The organism is Nostoc sp. DedSLP03 (assembly GCF_034530815.1).
Taxonomy (GTDB): Bacteria; Cyanobacteriota; Cyanobacteriia; order Cyanobacteriales; family Nostocaceae; genus Nostoc.
Genome location: NZ_JAVRCK010000022.1, coordinates 22,170 through 38,636, shown reverse-complemented (window position 1 = coordinate 38,636; position 16,467 = coordinate 22,170). Strand labels below are relative to the sequence as shown.

Annotated in this window: 13 protein-coding genes; 7 read left to right on the top strand and 6 right to left on the bottom strand. The window is 41.1% G+C overall.

Going from position 1 to position 16,467, the window contains the following annotated elements; all coding sequences use genetic code 11:
- Nucleotides 1–24 precede the first annotated feature (24 nt).
- The 3 genes from cysK to RM368_RS13085 all read left to right on the top strand — a co-directional run bounded on the left by cysK (nt 25) and on the right by RM368_RS13085 (nt 2,796).
- Nucleotides 25–987, top strand: a complete 963-nt coding sequence (cysK, locus tag RM368_RS13095; RefSeq protein WP_322694449.1) for a cysteine synthase A — start codon at nt 25–27, stop codon at nt 985–987.
- A 15-nt stretch (nt 988–1,002) separates the two neighbouring features.
- Nucleotides 1,003–1,704, top strand: a complete 702-nt coding sequence (locus RM368_RS13090) for a J domain-containing protein (RefSeq protein ID WP_322694448.1) — start codon at nt 1,003–1,005, stop codon at nt 1,702–1,704.
- Nucleotides 1,705–1,923: 219 nt separating this feature from the next.
- Nucleotides 1,924–2,796, top strand: coding sequence for a 6-carboxytetrahydropterin synthase (locus RM368_RS13085; protein ID WP_322694447.1), 873 nt, complete (start codon nt 1,924–1,926; stop codon nt 2,794–2,796).
- A gap of 61 nt (nt 2,797–2,857) precedes the next feature.
- Here RM368_RS13085 and RM368_RS13080 read toward each other — a convergent pair whose 3' ends face one another.
- The 3 genes from RM368_RS13080 to RM368_RS13070 are packed head-to-tail and all read right to left on the bottom strand — an operon-like array spanning nt 2,858 to nt 5,330.
- A complete protein-coding gene (locus RM368_RS13080) occupies nt 2,858–3,415 on the bottom strand; it encodes a Uma2 family endonuclease (protein WP_322694446.1) in 558 nt (185 codons plus the stop codon).
- Between the two features lie 33 nt (nt 3,416–3,448).
- Entirely contained in the window at nt 3,449–4,417 is a 969-nt protein-coding gene (locus RM368_RS13075; RefSeq protein ID WP_322694445.1) for a PrsW family intramembrane metalloprotease, read from the bottom strand.
- Nucleotides 4,410–5,330, bottom strand: coding sequence for a class I SAM-dependent methyltransferase (locus RM368_RS13070; RefSeq protein WP_322694444.1), 921 nt, complete (start codon nt 5,328–5,330; stop codon nt 4,410–4,412). The genes RM368_RS13075 and RM368_RS13070 overlap by 8 nt, the downstream gene beginning before the upstream one ends.
- Before the next feature lie 401 nt (nt 5,331–5,731).
- Here RM368_RS13070 and mscL point away from each other — a divergent pair, with 401 nt between their 5' ends.
- On the top strand, nt 5,732–6,163 hold the full coding sequence (mscL, locus tag RM368_RS13065; RefSeq protein ID WP_322694443.1) for a large conductance mechanosensitive channel protein MscL: 432 nt from the start codon (nt 5,732–5,734) through the stop codon (nt 6,161–6,163).
- Between the two features lie 119 nt (nt 6,164–6,282).
- Here the strand turns inward: mscL and RM368_RS13060 are convergent, their stop codons facing one another.
- The gene (locus RM368_RS13060; RefSeq protein WP_322694442.1) at nt 6,283–7,959 is read right to left on the bottom strand and encodes a DUF3352 domain-containing protein; all 1,677 of its coding nucleotides are present in this window, start codon (nt 7,957–7,959) and stop codon (nt 6,283–6,285) included.
- 1,088 nt (nt 7,960–9,047) lie between these two features.
- Here RM368_RS13060 and RM368_RS13055 point away from each other — a divergent pair.
- The 3 genes from RM368_RS13055 (at nt 9,048) to RM368_RS13045 (ending at nt 14,296) form a co-directional block, all read left to right on the top strand.
- Complete coding sequence (locus tag RM368_RS13055) at nt 9,048–11,690, top strand: M1 family metallopeptidase (RefSeq protein ID WP_322694441.1); 2,643 nt, start codon at nt 9,048–9,050, stop codon at nt 11,688–11,690.
- A 478-nt stretch (nt 11,691–12,168) separates the two neighbouring features.
- Nucleotides 12,169–13,893 (top strand): AarF/ABC1/UbiB kinase family protein, encoded by a 1,725-nt coding sequence (locus RM368_RS13050; protein WP_322694440.1) that lies wholly within the window; start codon nt 12,169–12,171, stop codon nt 13,891–13,893.
- 28 nt (nt 13,894–13,921) lie between these two features.
- Nucleotides 13,922–14,296: a hypothetical protein gene (locus RM368_RS13045; protein ID WP_322694439.1), complete on the top strand. Its 375-nt coding sequence runs from the start codon at nt 13,922–13,924 to the stop codon at nt 14,294–14,296.
- 226 nt (nt 14,297–14,522) lie between these two features.
- Here the strand turns inward: RM368_RS13045 and RM368_RS13040 are convergent, their stop codons facing one another.
- Nucleotides 14,523–15,557 (bottom strand): Npun_R2821/Npun_R2822 family protein, encoded by a 1,035-nt coding sequence (locus tag RM368_RS13040; RefSeq protein ID WP_322694438.1) that lies wholly within the window; start codon nt 15,555–15,557, stop codon nt 14,523–14,525.
- Nucleotides 15,558–15,573: 16 nt separating this feature from the next.
- On the bottom strand, nt 15,574–16,464 hold the full coding sequence (locus RM368_RS13035) for an Npun_R2821/Npun_R2822 family protein (protein WP_322694437.1): 891 nt from the start codon (nt 16,462–16,464) through the stop codon (nt 15,574–15,576).
- Between the last annotated feature and the right edge of the window lie 3 nt (nt 16,465–16,467).

The following is a 16,467-nucleotide window of genomic DNA, read 5'->3' as shown; positions in this document are numbered from 1 at the left end:
TAATTAATAATTAAGGACTAATTTATGCGAATAGCTCGTAACATTACAGAACTTGTCGGTCGTACACCCCTAGTCCAGTTGAATCGCATTCCTCAAACAGAAGGATGTGTTGCAGAAATTGTAGTGAAACTGGAAAGTATGAACCCATCGGCATCAGTTAAAGACCGGATTGGGGTAAGTATGATTAACGCTGCCCAAGAGGAGGGGCTAATTACTCCTGGGAAGACAGTATTGGTAGAACCCACTTCTGGAAACACTGGTATTGCCCTAGCAATGGCAGCAGCAGCAAAGGGTTATCGATTAATTTTGACAATGCCAGAGACGATGAGTGGAGAGCGTCGGGCAATGTTACGAGCTTTTGGAGCAGAACTGGAACTAACACCAGGAATGGAAGGTATGAGTGGGGCAATTCAACGAGCGCAGCAAATAGTTAATACTACACCAAATACCTATATGTTGCAGCAGTTCCGCAATCCAGCCAATGCAAAAGTGCATCGGGAAACTACAGCGCTTGAAATCTGGGAAGATACCGATGGACAAGTCGATATCATTGTGGCGGGAGTGGGTACAGGTGGTACGATCACTGGTGTAGCAGAAGTAATTAAAGCACGCAAACCTAATTCCAAGGCGATCGCAGTTGAACCAGCCAATAGCCCAGTTTTATCTGGGGGACGACCAGGCCCCCACAAAATTCAGGGAATTGGTGCTGGGTTTATTCCCCAAGTACTCAAGATAAAATTAATTGATGAAGTGATTACCGTCACCGATGAAGATGCGATCGCTTATAGTCGACGTTTGGCAAAAGAAGAAGGGCTACTATCTGGTATTTCCAGTGGAGCAGCTTTATGTGCAGCAATTCGCGTCGCCCAACGTCAAGAAAATCAGGGACGTTTAATTGTAATGATTCAGCCCAGTTTTGGTGAGAGGTATTTGAGTACACCGTTGTTCCAAGACCTGGAGGCAAGGTTAGCCACTAGCGTCAGTTAACGATACATTGAATTAATGGTCAATTCTAAGCACGTTTCTAACCATTACGAAACTCTCAAAGTTAGTCCAAGTGCAAGCCTTGCGGAGATTAAGCAAGCTTATCGCCGCTTGGTTAAATTGTTTCATCCTGACAGCAATCAGGAAACAGCCGATCGCGAGCAAATTATCCGCATCAATGCAGCTTATGAGGTCTTAGGCGACAACCAAAATCGCCGCAATTATGACCAAGAACTGCAAAATGACTCCCAAAAATTAAATAGCGATCGCCAACAGCGTACAGCATCAGCCCAACAGCATTACCAGACAAGACGAAAAACTGGACGGGATGTTGACGAGCAAGTTGAAGAATGGCTACGCCAAGTTTACCAACCAGTAAATCGCTTGCTTTGTACCATTCTTTATTCGTTAGAAGAACAAATGGATCAATTAGCTGCCGATCCCTTTGATGATGAGTTGTTAGATGAATTTCAGGAATACTTAAAAACCTGTCGAGATGACCTCAAGCAGGCACAAACTACTTTTCGTTCCCTGCCAAATCCCCCTAGTTTAGCAAGAACAGCGGCTCACCTCTACTACAGTCTGGATCAAGTAGCAGATGGACTTGATGAATTAGGTTATTTTCCTTTGAATTACGATGAGCGTTATTTACACACAGGTCATGAACTATTCCGCATAGCTTCAAGATTGCACTGTGAAGCACAAGCTTCTGTTACATAATTATTGGTCATTGGTCATTGGTACATACCCCGTCTCTTGTGATAACCTAAGCTTACTTTTATGGTGGGCGGAAAAACTTTGTCTTTCATCGGACTAATTCAAACCACTTTAAAGAGTGGGCGTGGCTTCTCTTGGACAAATGAGAAATGACTTAGAAATTAGTTTATGCTGGAAGCAGAAAAAGATTAAGAAATTTTAAATTCTGCTCATAGTGTACTCATGCAATGCATTGTTAATCGCCGCGCCCAGTTTTCTGCAAGTCATCGTTATTGGTTGCCAGAACTGAGTGAAGCCGAGAATATTGAGAAATTTGGTGCTGGTACTAGATTTCCGGGACACGGGCATAACTATGTCTTATTCATCTCCTTAGCCGGGGAATTGGATGAATATGGCATGGTGCTGAACTTGTCTGATGTGAAACACGTAATTAAACGGGAAGTTACCAGTCAATTGGACTTCTCTTATCTCAATGATGTGTGGGCAGAATTTCAACAAACTCTGCCTACCACTGAGAATATTGCACGGATTATCTGGCAACGGCTAGCACCTCATTTGCCTCTAGTCCGCGTGCAGTTATTTGAACATCCTGAACTTTGGGCAGATTATATGGGAAATGCAATGGAAGCCTACCTCAACATCAGTACTCACTTTAGCGCCGCCCATCGGCTAGCTCATCCTAAACTCAGTAATGAAGAAAACACTGAAATTTATGGGAAATGCGCTCGTCCCAACGGTCACGGACACAATTATCATCTAGAAGTTACCGTGAAAGGGGAAATTGACCCACGCACTGGCATGATTATTGATTTAGGTGCCCTGAATAAAGTGGTAGAAGATTATGTGGTAGAGCCATTCGATCACACCTTTTTAAACAAAGATATTCTCTACTTTGCCGAAGTTGTGCCGACTGCTGAAAATATTGCGCTTTACATTAGTAATTTACTGCGATCGCCTATTCAAGAATTGGGAGCTAAACTTTACAAAGTGAAACTGATTGAAAGTCCCAATAACTCCTGCGAAATCTACTGTACGGAGTCTGAATCAGATTCAGTCAGCGCATCCGTGAATCAACCGATATTAGCACAAGTTTAGCTAATTGCAAACTAGGCATAGGACATAGGGAATTTAGATCATCCCCATGCCCAATGCCCACCTAAAAAAGTTTACTTACTAAGCAGTTAAAACCAGGTAGCAAAGGACTTGTCAGTTCATCTTGATTAAATAAAGTAGCTGCTAACTTTAATACAGCCTGTTCGCGTCGATAAACCTCAACTTTCTTCTGTATAGAATCGCAAATCCAATATTCTTGAACTCCTTGCACCGAGTACAGCTTTAGCTTTGTTTCTTTGTCGCGTTTTTCGTTTTTTTCGCCGGGAGATAAAACTTCTACTACTAACTCCGGTGCGCCCGTGAGATGTCCAGCTTCATCTAGCAAATTTTTTAAGCGTTCATGACTTGCCCATACCACATCAGGGATCACATTGTCCGAATCTGAGAAAATAATTCCAGGTGCGATCGCAGCTTTACCCAGACCAGTTTCATCTGACCAATTGTTAAGAACTGTAACAATCCTGCCGCAGCTCGTTTGATGATCCCAGTTAGGCGCTTTAGTCACAAATAGTTCTCCATCAATAATCTCATAGCGATTTCTGCGATCGCTAGCAAATAGCTCTAGGTCAGCAGTCGTCCAACGCACTGGAGTTGTTTGCATGAGAAACCCCCTAGCCTTTTCCTAAATCATATTTTAAAAATACCGACGGCGGGCAGAATGTCGCAAATAGCGATAAATGCCCCACGCTAATACTCCAAAAAAGAGATTTAGTAAAAAGCGACTAAATATAAACCACAAAATATAAGTGTCAAAAAGCTTCGACGGACTCAACGGACTAAGAATCCTGACTAAGAGAAACAGCCCAAAAATAGCATTTCCACCCAGCACGAGGGCAAACAACACTAAACTCCTCTGCCAGTAACGGCGCTGGGGTGTACGTTCTGAAATTAGGGTAATTACAGGTTTACCTTGCACTTTTCGCAGTAATTGTTCCAGCCGCCAAAACATCCATAACAGAAACGGAAATAAACCATAACTCAGGAAACGTAGGGGTAATGAGTAACCCCAAGCACTAGATAGGACATTCACTAAGGCATGACAAATTACAGAATTTAGCCAAGCCCTAAAAATAAACTTATTGTCGTGATTTAAGCGATTTTTAGAAGAAATATAAATTCCTAATGCATATCCCCAAGGTGCAGAGAACATAGCATGGACTGGCGTGCCGATAGTACGTTCAAAAACTGATGCTGTACCGTGGAAAAAGTAAATCCAGTTCTCTTCGGCAGTGAATCCCAGGGCAACAGCTATGGTGAAGAGGAAAACTGTAGAGTGAAGTAATCGATACTTGCGTTGTAGATAGTAGGTTGGGACAACAACCGCAGCTAACTTGCAACCTTCTTCAATTGGGCCTATTTCCACAACCTGCCGCAAGGCTATACCAGGAAGCCAACGTTCGATCTGATGCCAGTCTACAAAAGAGTTCGCTACAATTTCAAAATCCCATTCGAGTCTAAGGGCTAAAAAACCAGATATTGCCCCAATGATAAAGAACATGAGTAACTTTAACAGAGGTGGGGCAAATGGTATCCGACAGTAGTAGTAGCCTAGCAGCAGTAAGGGTGGTATTGCTGCCCACAACAGTAAAAATAAATCAACCACTCACCTGAGCAATTACTGTACGGTGACGGTGGGTATTGTTGGTGATAGTGGGAGTTTGGAAACCTGCCTCAACAATAGCCTGCTCAATGTCCAAAGCAAAATATTCATCTAAATATGGTTCAGTACTTTTGAGCAAAGTCAAAATGTAGGCTGGCATTTTCTTGTAAACTTCAGATTTGGGATTCATATCCATAATTGCCAAGTAGCCACCCGGACGCAACACGCGCCGCATTTCAGCTAAAATCTGTCGGGTTGCTGATTGGGGTAATTCGTGGCACATCAGGAAAATGGAAACTAAATCAAACGAGGCATCAGGTAGCCCGGTAGATTCAGCTTGGGCATGAAGCCAGTTAATTTTAGCTTGACGTTGCCCAGCGCGGTAATTGGCAACAGCTAAAAAGTAGGGAGATAAGTCTAAGCCTGTAATTTTGGTATGGGGATAAATTTCTTGCATGGTAAATGTACTCAAACCCACACCACAAGCCAAATCTAAGATGTCTTGGGGTTGATCGGGGATTTGCGCTTTGAGGATATCGTGGTAACTTTGGCGCAGTTTAGCATCTCCTTCTGCTCCAGCGTCTTGCCAAATTCCAGCATGGACAGTACGAGCAGCAACTTCTAACTCGCAAGCAGCCTTCCAACTGAGGTTTCCACCTTCATAGGCATGGAATGTCCGCAAATAGTATTCTGGGTAGGAAAGCTGAGGATTTTCTACTTGAGCTAAATCAGCCTTCCAATCATGCGCCTGTAGTGTTTCAACTTCTTGCGTCCAAGGCACACCAATTCTCTCGGCACGTTTAATCATCATTTGTCTAGCTTGATGCTTGGCTAGGTTAGCTAAAGGCTGGATTGCCAGTATGCCATTCACCAAGCGGGAAGCTAAACCAGGATTAGTGTTTACAGCAGCAGTCATAAATTAGTTTGCATTTAACAGCCTTTTCTACTTATGACATACTTGCTAGACGGCAGTCTAGAAATGAATTGAATTGTATAACGGCAGTTCGCCTCCTTTGGCTTGCCCCATGCAACAAATGTTATAGAAGGTTGACATTTGCAGAGCAGCAAAGTTTTGAAACAATGAGAATTATAGCAAAGTGCTGAGTGCTGAATAGAAACTCAGCATTATCAAAGGTTTCAGCAATCAATATAGTCCTAACCTATGCTTCGACTTATGCTAGTTTACATTTTGTATCTATCAGAGAATTTTATTCAAAACTGGTAAAATTTTCATACTTAGCAACATTTGTCTCAACAGGGATAGCAAAAAGCTGAGTGCCATTTATATACAGTAAGTTAAGCTTATTGGAGTCAAATATGGCCAGAGCAAGAAGAAGAGCAAGTGGCTTTTTAAAAGATTTTCAAGATTTTGCCCTTAAAGGTAATGTAGTTGACTTGGCGATCGCTGTGATCATTGGTGGTGCTTTTGGCAAGATTGTCACTTCCTTTGTTGAAGATGTAATCATGCCATTGATTAATCCCTTGGTTAGTTTTGCTGGCAAAGACTGGAGAACAATCGCCATTGGGCCGGGAATCAAGATTGGTCACTTTCTTGGCGCAATAGTTGACTTTGTAATCATTGCCTTAGTTTTATTTGTGGCAATTCGAGCTTTACAAAAATTCAAAAGACAAGAAGAAGTCGCCGATGAACCCTTGTCAGATCCTAACCTTGTAGCCCAAGAAAGATTGACTGGCGCGTTGGATAGACTCAACCAAACCTTGGAAACTCGAAATAATCAAGTTTTGTAGTGGGGAGTGGGAGAGCAGGGGAGAAATCAATTCAAAATTCAAAATTCAAAATTCAAAATTCAAAAACTTCTGCCTCCTGCCTCTTGCCTCCTCTTTCCCAATGCCCAATGCCCAATGCCTTACTTTGCAGCAGGCTTAAGAGCTAATAACATTTCTAATTCACTAGTAGATTTATCAGGGCTAATAGCGGTAAAACCAAGACCACGAATGGAATTCAGGATGGTGATGGTATCGGCGTTAGATGATACCAAACTATTGATCAGGGGCACAGTTTTAGTTTTGTCCATATCTAGGTAGAAATAGCCACCGTTGGGCTTTTGCAAAGAACCAGTCACGGCTTTGAAAGCGTCGCTAGTGTCAAGAGATGAATTTTTGCGATCGCTAACTGCATCAGCAATTGGGCCACCAAGAGCTACAAATACAGTATCTTGGTCTAGCCAACCATGTGCTAATAAAGCTCCTTGTCGGGGAATTTGCCACTCAGTTACGTCTTTACCACCAATATTTCTATTGGCGACGTTGATTTGTTGGGTTTTGGCAAGGGTATCCAATTTTGTTAAGGTGGCTTCGGCAGTTTTGCGATCGCTAGTATCAAATACTAAAGCACCTCCAAAACCAACACTCGCTAATACTCCTTGATTTGATGGAATTGCACCAAAGGCGAATTCCCCATTCATCCAACCAAAAACATCCTTATCCAGGTCTATATTGACAGTTTTCAACTGTCCTCGCGCTTGTTCCAGAGCTTGCTTCATTTCTGGATAATCTTTTGACTGCTCTACTAGCACTTCCCAACCACGGCTGATGCCATTTCCGCTAATCAGAGCAAAAGTATCGGCAGGAAATTGCCCGACTATATTCCCAGGACTTGATTGATACTGAAATTTATTTAATTGCGGATCTAAATTAGCGATCGCTTTTACCCGCACTCCCGCATCATCAACTCCAACACCCGCTACCACAGATTTTATCTGCTTGAGTTGTGTCAGGGTTTGTGGCGGTAACTGCTTTGCCTGCGGATTTCCAGCAGTTAATTGCTGTATCATCTCGGCATAGTCTGGTACATAAATTTGGGCGAGGCTGTTTTTAACATCCACTCCTTTAAGAATGCTGCTAGCACCTTCTTTACTGGCAAAAGAAGACTGCCCCTTAAACGTATCAATTGCTTTTTCTACAGCTTGCTTTTCAGGGGCTAATACCAACTGACTATCATTTAAAACTACGCTATACGTCGGCTTACCATTTTGTGTAGTTTCGACAATTTTTTGACCTTGATAGTCAGATTCCTGTAATTTCACTCCTTTTTGTGACTTCAATTTGTTAGCAAAATTCAAGGCGCTGAGTTTGTCCTTGATTCCCACCACTATCAGGATATTTGATTCCTGCTGTAAATTTGTTGGTACATTAGGTGCCCCAGAGGGTACCTTTAACTGTGCTGGTTTGACGGGATTTGGTGGCAATACAGCAATCATCACACCACCAGCCCAAGGCTTTATGTCTTGTTCATAAGAAACGTTACTGTCACTGAACATTTGCTTATTGAAATCTTCCAGACCTTTTGCCACTAACTTTTGTGCTTCTGGAGTGCCAAACTGCTGTAATTTTGCCCAGGCTTGAGAGTCAGTAGTAATATAAGTTGCCATCAGTGCTGTTGAAGGTACTACTTTAGCACTACCTAGAGCGTCTGATGTACCTACTGGTGAGCCTTTAAAGTACGTATAAGCCGCTATACTTCCTACGACAACGACGGCAGCACCAACAGCAGGAATGAGAAATTTTGATTTACTTTCAGGCATTTTGTTATCCTCTTTTGCTCAGATTGTCACCGAGATTTATACAAGTGTCACTGTAGAGTTTTCGGATTTATAATAATTTCCGCTAATCCATCGCTAGACTAACCCATGACAAAAGGATTCAGCAGCACGCTGATTGACAAGCTGCACATCTATCTCCTACTTGCAGACAATTATTGCTTTTGACATCCATTATTAATCGGATATTAATCATAAAGATTCTCAGTTAAACGTGATGTCTAAATCAGGAAACATCCAACTTAAAAGTGATTTTTCACTACAAATGGGTTTTTGCAAATTAAATACATAGCAATCCTATCTGATTTATAAAAATTGCAAGGGTAAGATTCCCGACAACTCTTATGAAGTTGAGAATCTCAATTGTTTATGAATGATTTCAGATTGCGATAGCACTTGGATCTCACAGTCCATCTATGCAGCAAACAAGCTAACAATGTCTACGACAAGCTACGCCGATTTGCTAAAGAGGTTAAGAAGATTTGGGAAGGGCAAAATCAATCTACAAGCCTTCTCTGTGAGCGACTTTTACAGGTACTCGCCAGTGTGGGAGTTTTTACGGAGACAGAAATCGATTATTTTACTCTTACACAACTGATACCCTGCATTTAGTTTCAACTCCAGTTGGTATTTACTGATAAAATTAGTAATCCTATAAATTAGCGGTCTAAAATTACTCTCAAAAATACTTCAATCAGATGAGGAACGAATTTGCAAATGATATGCTGTTCATTTTAAACAAAGTAGCGTGTTCAGCAGCAAGCTATCCTAAGTTATAAAAATAATTAGGAGTATTTGTACTTAATGAGAATCTATCGAGGTGCAAGAGACTCTTGACTCAATACCAATACAGAACATTAGCAAAAGTAAATGCGGCACAGATATGGAAAAAACCCCAGGATCGTTAGCCGATCTTTGGAAGTTCGGGTGAGATTAATTTCAATCTCCCAATCTCAAGGTGAGAAGTCACCTTTATAATGCCCTATTGAGGGAAATACATCAGATACCGCTATTTTACTTAACTACATCCAACCAAGCCAGACTTTTCAGGATTACAAGGTCAGTAAGCATCAATGTCGCAGTCTTATTTTGATACAGATAATAACGGACACAAACCTTTTGAGTTACCGGGAGCAAGACCACACTACAACCCCGATCGCCCCGGACAAGTAGAGCATATTTTTCTCGATCTCAGCTTGGATATTCCAAAGCTTTGCTATCAGGGCAGTTGTAGCATTCGCCTCTTGCCAATCCGTAATGGTATTGATCGTTTGACTTTGGATGCTGTCAATCTAAATATCGAGTCTGTGCAGGTGGACGAAGTGCCACAAAATTTTGACTATGACGGGGAACAGCTTTCTATTCAACTTTCTCAGGCAACCCAGATTGGTCAACGCTTGCTGATTGCGATCGCTTACTCGGTGACAAAACCGCAACGCGGTATTTATTTTATTCAACCAGATAAGCACTACCCAAACAAACCTACTCAAGTCTGGACTCAAGGTGAAGACGAAGACTCTCGCTTTTGGTTCCCCTGCTTTGACTATCCAGGACAACTGTCTACTTCGGAAATTCGCGTCCGCGTTCCCAACCCTCTGGTGGCGATTTCCAATGGCGAATTGATTAACACTACAGAAGATGGTGATTACAAAATCTACCATTGGTTACAGCAACAAGTTCATCCTACCTACTTGATGACTTTAGCAGTAGGTGATTTTGCTGAAATTCGAGATGAGTGGAACGGTAAAGCTGTCACCTACTATGTAGAAAAGGGACGGGAGGAAGATGCTAAACGCAGCATGGAAAAAACTCCCCGAATGATCGAATTTTTGAGCAAAAAGTATGGTTATCCATATCCTTTTCCAAAATACGCCCAAGTTTGCGTTGATGACTTCATCTTTGGCGGCATGGAAAACACTTCCACAACACTGTTAACAGACAGATGTTTGCTAGATGAACGCGCCGCCTTAGATAACCGCAACACTGAAAGTTTAGTCGTCCACGAACTCGCGCACCAGTGGTTTGGTGATTTGGTGGTGATTAAGCATTGGTCTCATGCTTGGATTAAAGAAGGGATGGCTTCTTACTCTGAGGTGATGTGGACAGAACAGGAATATAGTTTAGAAGAAGCAGCTTACTATCGTTTATTGGAAGCTCGTCGTTACTTAAGCGAAGATAGCAGTCGTTATCGCCGTCCAATGGTAACGCACGTTTACCGAGAAGCTATTGAACTTTACGATCGCCACATCTACGAAAAAGGATCTTGTGTTTATCACATGATTCGGGCCCAATTGGGAGATGAGTTGTTTTGGCAAGCAATTCAAACATTTGTCCAAGATAATGCTCATAAAACCGTAGAAACAGTAGACTTACTTAGGGCGATTGAAAAGGCAACCGGACGTAATCTTTTGTTCCTGTTTGACCAATACGTTTATCGTGGTGGTCATCCAGATTTTAAAGTAGCTTACTCTTGGGATGGAGATGCTAATTTAGCAAAAATTACAGTCACTCAAACCCAAGCTGATGAAGGTAAAAATGGCAGTAAGGATTTGTTTGATTTAAAAATACCTATTGGTTTTGGCTATACCCAACAGGAAGAAGTCAGGAGTGAGGAGTTAGGAGTTAAAAATAATTCCAAACTCATAACTCCTAACTCACAACTCAAAATTTTTACTGTCCGGGTAAATGAACGCGAACAAAGCTTCTACTTTCCCTTAGAAAATAAGCCTCAATTTATTAGCTTTGATGTTGGAAATAATTACCTAAAAACAGTAACTTTGGAATATCCAATCGCGGAGTTAAAAGCACAGTTAGAATTCGATCCCGACCCGATTTCGCGTAGTTATGCAGCAGCAGCTTTGGCGAAAAAAGGTGGGTTAGAAGCGATCGTTGCACTGTCTGCATCGCTAAAAAATGACCCATTGTGGGGTGTGCGTGTGGAAGTGGCAAAACAACTAGCCCAAATCAATTTAGATCAAGCCTTTGATGGCTTAATTTCTGGGTTAAAAGATAAAAATGCTTATGTGCGACGAGCTGTAGTGGAAGCACTTGCTCAAATCAAAACTGCTGAAAGCTATAAAGTTGTGAGAGGGCTGTTGCAAAAGGGCGATCCCAGCTACTACGTGGAAGCAGCAGCTTCTCGTGTAATCGGGACTATTGCATCGGCAAACTTGGAAGAAAAACCCAAGGAAGACAAGGTATTAAAGCTGCTGAAAGGCGTTTTAGAAGAAAAGGCGGGTTGGAATGAAGTCGTGCGGAGTGGGGCGATCGCCGGTTTAGCTGAATTCAAAATTTCGGAAGCAGCTTTAAATCTGCTGCTAGAATACACCAAACTCGGTGTGCCACAACCCCTACGTTTAGCTGCAATTCGCGCTTTAGGAAAGATTTCTGTAGGTCAAAGTCCGGTTAATTTGGAACGGATTTTAGAAAAATTAACAGAACTAGCCAAAGAAAGCTTCTTCTTAACGCAAGTGTCGGTAGCAGCAGCATTAGGACAAATGGAAACACCTAAAGCAGCGAGGATTTTGCGATCGCTAGCTGAACAAACAGCTGATGGGCGTGTACGTCGCTCTGCTGAGGAAGAAATTTCCAAGGTGCAAAATCACATTGGTTCAGAAAAAACCCTGCGTCAACTGCGTGAAGATTTCGACCAACTCAAACAACAAAATCAGGAATTGAGAAGCCGTTTAGAAAACTTGGAGGCCAAATCTAAATAGCATTACATAATAATTAAAAGTCGGTGATTGGTAATCGTGGCAAAGCTATTACCTATTACCAAGGTTTTATTTGATGCTGTAATTTTATTTTCCACTTAAATCACAGGGATAAATAAACATACTACCAAGATCCCCGACTTATGTTAGAAGTCGGGGATCTTTATGTTGTAAACGGTTACTGAGTTTCAATTTGCATATATAGATACATATTTATATTTATATAAATTAAAGTTAAGAAAAAATAAAATCATCTAAAAGTTGGATAAGTAGTTGTAGTTTTATAAAGTATAATTAAGAAAAAGATAAACAAATCTAGGCAGTAACAGACGCTAAAATCGCCTCGATCGCTACCCCAAAGGGTAGAGTTCTAGTTATTTTAGACAGAAGACTACCGCTATCCTGCAATTTACAACTAACTTGTAGGTCAGGAGAAAAACAATAATTTGTAAATTTTTCAGTTGAAGAGGCAAAAAAAGGCGTGGGTCAGTATCAACCTGCTCAACTAAAACTCTATAATCCAGATGCGATCGCTCGCTATTATAGCTCCCGTCCTTGGTTAGCTTGGGGACGACTGCTGAGAATTATCTCCTCTTTTGCAGGATTTATATTCAATCTGAAGTGGGACGAGTGGCAAGATAAAGTTGAGCAAAACAAGGGTAAACGAGCTATCCAGTTGCGAGAACTGCTCACCCGCCTTGGCCCGACTTTTATTAAAGTTGGTCAAGCCCTCTCCACTAGACCTGACCTGATACGCAAAGACTTTTTAGAAGAACTGATCAAGTTACAAGACCAGTTACCACCTTTTGATAATGCGATCGCTTACCAAATTATCGAAACAGAACTAGGTCGTCCAATTCACGAAAGTTTTAGCGAACTGTCACCTAACCCAGTCGCTGCTGCTAGCTTGGGTCAAGTATACCGAGGTCGTCTGGTCAGCGGCGAAGAAGTCGCCGTGAAGGTGCAACGCCCCAACTTACACCCAGTGATTACACGCGACCTATATCTAATGCGTTGGGCAGCAGGTTGGCTAGCTCCTTGGTTGCCTTTAAATCTCGGTCATGACTTAACTTTAATTGTGGATGAGTTTGGCACAAAGTTATTTGAGGAAATTGACTATATTAATGAAGGCCGCAACGCCGAAAAATTTGCTAGCAACTTCCACAATGACCCACAAGTAAAAGTTCCAGGAATTTATTGGCGTTATACCAATACCCACGTTTTAACCTTGGAATGGATTAACGGCTTCAAGCTAACGGATACTCAACACATCCGCGAAGCAGGTTTAGACCCAGAAGCGATCATCCAAATTGGCGTGACATCAGGATTGCAACAGCTTTTAGAATATGGCTTCTTCCATGCTGACCCTCATCCTGGCAATTTATTTGCTGTACCTGATGGTCGTATGGCTTATATTGACTTCGGTATGATGGATCAGTTGGAAGAAAGCACCAAAGAAACGCTGGTCGATGCACTAGTGCATTTGGTGAATAAAGACTATACCGATTTAGCCGAAGACTTTGTAAAATTAGGGTTTCTGACTCCAGACACGAATATTTGCCCGATAGTGCCAGCATTAGAAGCGGTGCTAGGAAACGCTATTGGTAAAAATGTCAAGGATTTTAACTTCAAAACTATTACCGATGAATTTTCGGAACTGATGTACGAATATCCTTTCCGAGTTCCGGCAAAGTTTGCTTTGATTATTCGTTCTCTAGTTACCCAAGAAGGTATTGCCCTTAGCCTTAACCCCGATTTCAAAATTGTGGAAGTGGGTTATCCCTATATAGCGCGGCGGTTGCTGACAGGGGAATCGCCGGAATTAAGACGACGATTATTGAATGTGTTGTTCAAAGATGGTAAATTTCAGTGGCAACGGTTAGAGAATTTGATTGCGATCGCTCGTACCGATAACAACTTTGATGTATTGCCCACAGCTCAGATGGGGTTCCAATACTTAATGTCGGCAGAAGGCAAGTTTCTAAGGAGACAGTTGGTGCTTGCTCTCACCGAAGATGACCGCTTGCACACCGAAGATGTCCAACGCCTGTGGAATCTGGTTAAAGATGACTTAAAACCGGATCGTTTATTAAATGTAGCGATCGGGATTTTAACAGAGTTATCCAGAGAAGGGGCAGCCGCTATCCTGCCAAAAGCGACATTAATTGGGTCTTTTGCTGAGAACCAGTCAACAAATAAAAAGTAAAAATTTTTAATAGAAATTAGGAGTTTTCATGTATTATTTTCCTGAGCAACCGCCTTACCTTCTCTTACTTGTTGGTTTTTTGATAGCATTAACATCTGGTTTGGCATTATCTGGCACTTTGAAAGTAATTGTGCAGAACTGGCCAAGCGAACGAGCAGAAAATACTCAACCACGTTCTTCACTGAAACAATTACTTGTACCATTTATCGGCATAACAGGCGGTACTTGTCTATTTATGTCTTCAGGTTTAGAAATATTTGGCTTTCCCTCATCCTTGGCTTTAGGAGTCGGTCTACCAATTAGTCTATTTACTTGTTTGCTAGTTTGGTTGCAGTTGGGAAGTATGATGACCTTCATACAACGCGAAGGTATGCAATCTTTAGATTTAGATTCTTTTTCTTAGAAGAGGGTTAAATAGTAGGAAGCCTCACAAATATCTAAAATTACAGTAAATACTCACCGCCAGCAATGATGCTCTACTAAAAATGAGATCGTTAGCTAGTGGTGAATAATTATTTTTTACTGAAATTTCATCATTCTAAGATTTAATTGCGTTAAAATTACCTTCTTAATTAGTGTGACAATAAATAAGTTAGAAAATAAACAACATTTTGTCCACTTTTGCTTAATTACTTAGTCATTCTATCCTTTAAATTACGATAGTTAAGCTTAATATTGTTAACTTTTTGATTGAAAAAACTTGTAGTAGTCTTTTGTAGCCGCATAAGCTGACTCTGACGCCTAAAGCTTTTGGGTCTTTGTTCTGGTGAGTTTAAATATCTATAATGCAAAAATACATCTCGATATGGAATATTAACATCTTCACCAGCGCAAAGTTGAGTAAAGTGTGGTGAAGTTATACTCATATAGTGCAGATATGTCAGCCGCCGTCCTTGGTCGTAAAGGATGTTATCTACCACATCAAATTGAGAATTCCAATGGTTGCCAGTTGCCTGTTCGCAGTCATGAAAAGCAAAGTTATAATAGGAAATTCCACTTCTCAATACCATGTAGTTAAATAAAGATTGGTCAGGGCCTCCAAGAGCCATGACATCAGCTTCACCAGCCTGTAATTTATCGAGTAGGTTTGCTAATGTAGCTTGATAAAAAATATGTTTTTTAGTTGCAAACCAACCTGCACAAAATATATGAGAATGCAATTTTTCTTGGTCAAAAATTTGCTGTATCAGTTCTGGTGAACCATCAAAAATATATTTCAATTCAGATTTATATTGAAAATCATTTGTTACCCAATCATATTTATCTAATTTTTCATATATATAGTCTATAGGCCCCATAAGGAGCGTATCTGCATCAAAATAAATAAATTTATCAAAGGGCCCATCTAAACCACAAAGCTTACGATGCATTGGTAGACGATAAAGTTCTGGAAGCCCCCATTTTCGCCAACCTTTTTGTGCCCTTAAGTGATTTTGCCAGACCTGGGTTGCAAAGTCATCCCAGTAAGCTATAGAATCAGAATCTTCAAATAAAGTAACATTATCTCTAGATGCAATCTCTGCCTTTACTTTGTCTAACTGCTCATTATATGGAATTATACAAATAGGAATTTCTCTACCAGCATTAGCTTCTATACTGTTGAGCAACGCCACTAATTGGTCATAGACAACATCATTGGCTAGGATATAAATACCATCAATCATTGGGATACTCCTAATATTAAGTACGCGCAGAAACAAAGGGAAATAAACGGCGAGTCAGTTTGGGAATGAAGGCAAATTTACCCTCATGCAGATAGCGATAGTGTTCCCACAATTGCCAATAGGGACTACCAGTTTTCATCCGCGTACCAGCCCAGTGGAGATATTTTAGTCGTTGTCCTCGGTCATACAAGGCGTAATCTTGCTGTTGGAAATTTCGCGAACCGGCCCAACTACCAGGCCCTCCCCCAGGAATTTTTACGAGATTTCCACGTTTGGAAATTAGTTTGAGAACAAGATAATTTAAAATTGGTTGGTCTGTAACTCCTTCAGAAAAATCGAAATATTCGCGATGTGCGGCACACTCGCGCAAAGCTTCATCCATTTGTTGTTCGGTAATAGCTCCTTTTCTCGAAGCCCAAAAACCGCTGTTGAAAACATCTTGAAGTTGGGCGTCAGAAAAAATTTGCTGTTCTTTCACAAATGGGGAAAAAATATTTCGCAGTTTTTCATTAGCATGATGGTAATCACAGCAGAAGAAATCGACTTCTGAAAGTTTGTCCAAATTGTCGGCAATTTTTTCAAAAACGACAATATCCGTATCAATATAAATAAATTCATCTAAAGGCCCAAACCACGCCACCAATTTACGCATTTTGTTGGGTAAGGCAAGGAAATCTCGGTCAAAAATTTCGCCGATGCGTTTGGTAAATGTATCAATAAGTTCTAAATCTGGGAAAATTTGGACGTTGTGTAAGGTAGCAAGCTGTTCTGCTACCTTGTGATAATTGTCATTAAAAGGTATGAGATAAATGGTAACTTCTGGATCGTAGTAACGAATGCTATTGAGCAGAGCAATAGCATTATCGATAACGCGGTCATTGGCAACTATATAAATGCCCCTACTCATAAA

What these genes read in the sequence shown, in the direction of transcription:
- cysK (WP_322694449.1), top strand. Translation starts at nt 25, where the DNA reads ATGCGAATAGCTCGTAACATTACAGAACTTGTCGGTCGTACACCCCTA.
- RM368_RS13090 (WP_322694448.1), top strand. Translation starts at nt 1,003, where the DNA reads ATGGTCAATTCTAAGCACGTTTCTAACCATTACGAAACTCTCAAAGTT.
- RM368_RS13085 (WP_322694447.1), top strand. Translation starts at nt 1,924, where the DNA reads ATGCAATGCATTGTTAATCGCCGCGCCCAGTTTTCTGCAAGTCATCGT.
- RM368_RS13080 (WP_322694446.1), bottom strand. Translation starts at nt 3,415, where the DNA reads ATGCAAACAACTCCAGTGCGTTGGACGACTGCTGACCTAGAGCTATTT.
- RM368_RS13070 (WP_322694444.1), bottom strand. Translation starts at nt 5,330, where the DNA reads ATGACTGCTGCTGTAAACACTAATCCTGGTTTAGCTTCCCGCTTGGTG.
- mscL (WP_322694443.1), top strand. Translation starts at nt 5,732, where the DNA reads ATGGCCAGAGCAAGAAGAAGAGCAAGTGGCTTTTTAAAAGATTTTCAA.
- RM368_RS13060 (WP_322694442.1), bottom strand. Translation starts at nt 7,959, where the DNA reads ATGCCTGAAAGTAAATCAAAATTTCTCATTCCTGCTGTTGGTGCTGCC.
- RM368_RS13055 (WP_322694441.1), top strand. Translation starts at nt 9,048, where the DNA reads ATGTCGCAGTCTTATTTTGATACAGATAATAACGGACACAAACCTTTT.
- RM368_RS13045 (WP_322694439.1), top strand. Translation starts at nt 13,922, where the DNA reads ATGTATTATTTTCCTGAGCAACCGCCTTACCTTCTCTTACTTGTTGGT.
- RM368_RS13040 (WP_322694438.1), bottom strand. Translation starts at nt 15,557, where the DNA reads ATGATTGATGGTATTTATATCCTAGCCAATGATGTTGTCTATGACCAA.
- RM368_RS13035 (WP_322694437.1), bottom strand. Translation starts at nt 16,464, where the DNA reads ATGAGTAGGGGCATTTATATAGTTGCCAATGACCGCGTTATCGATAAT.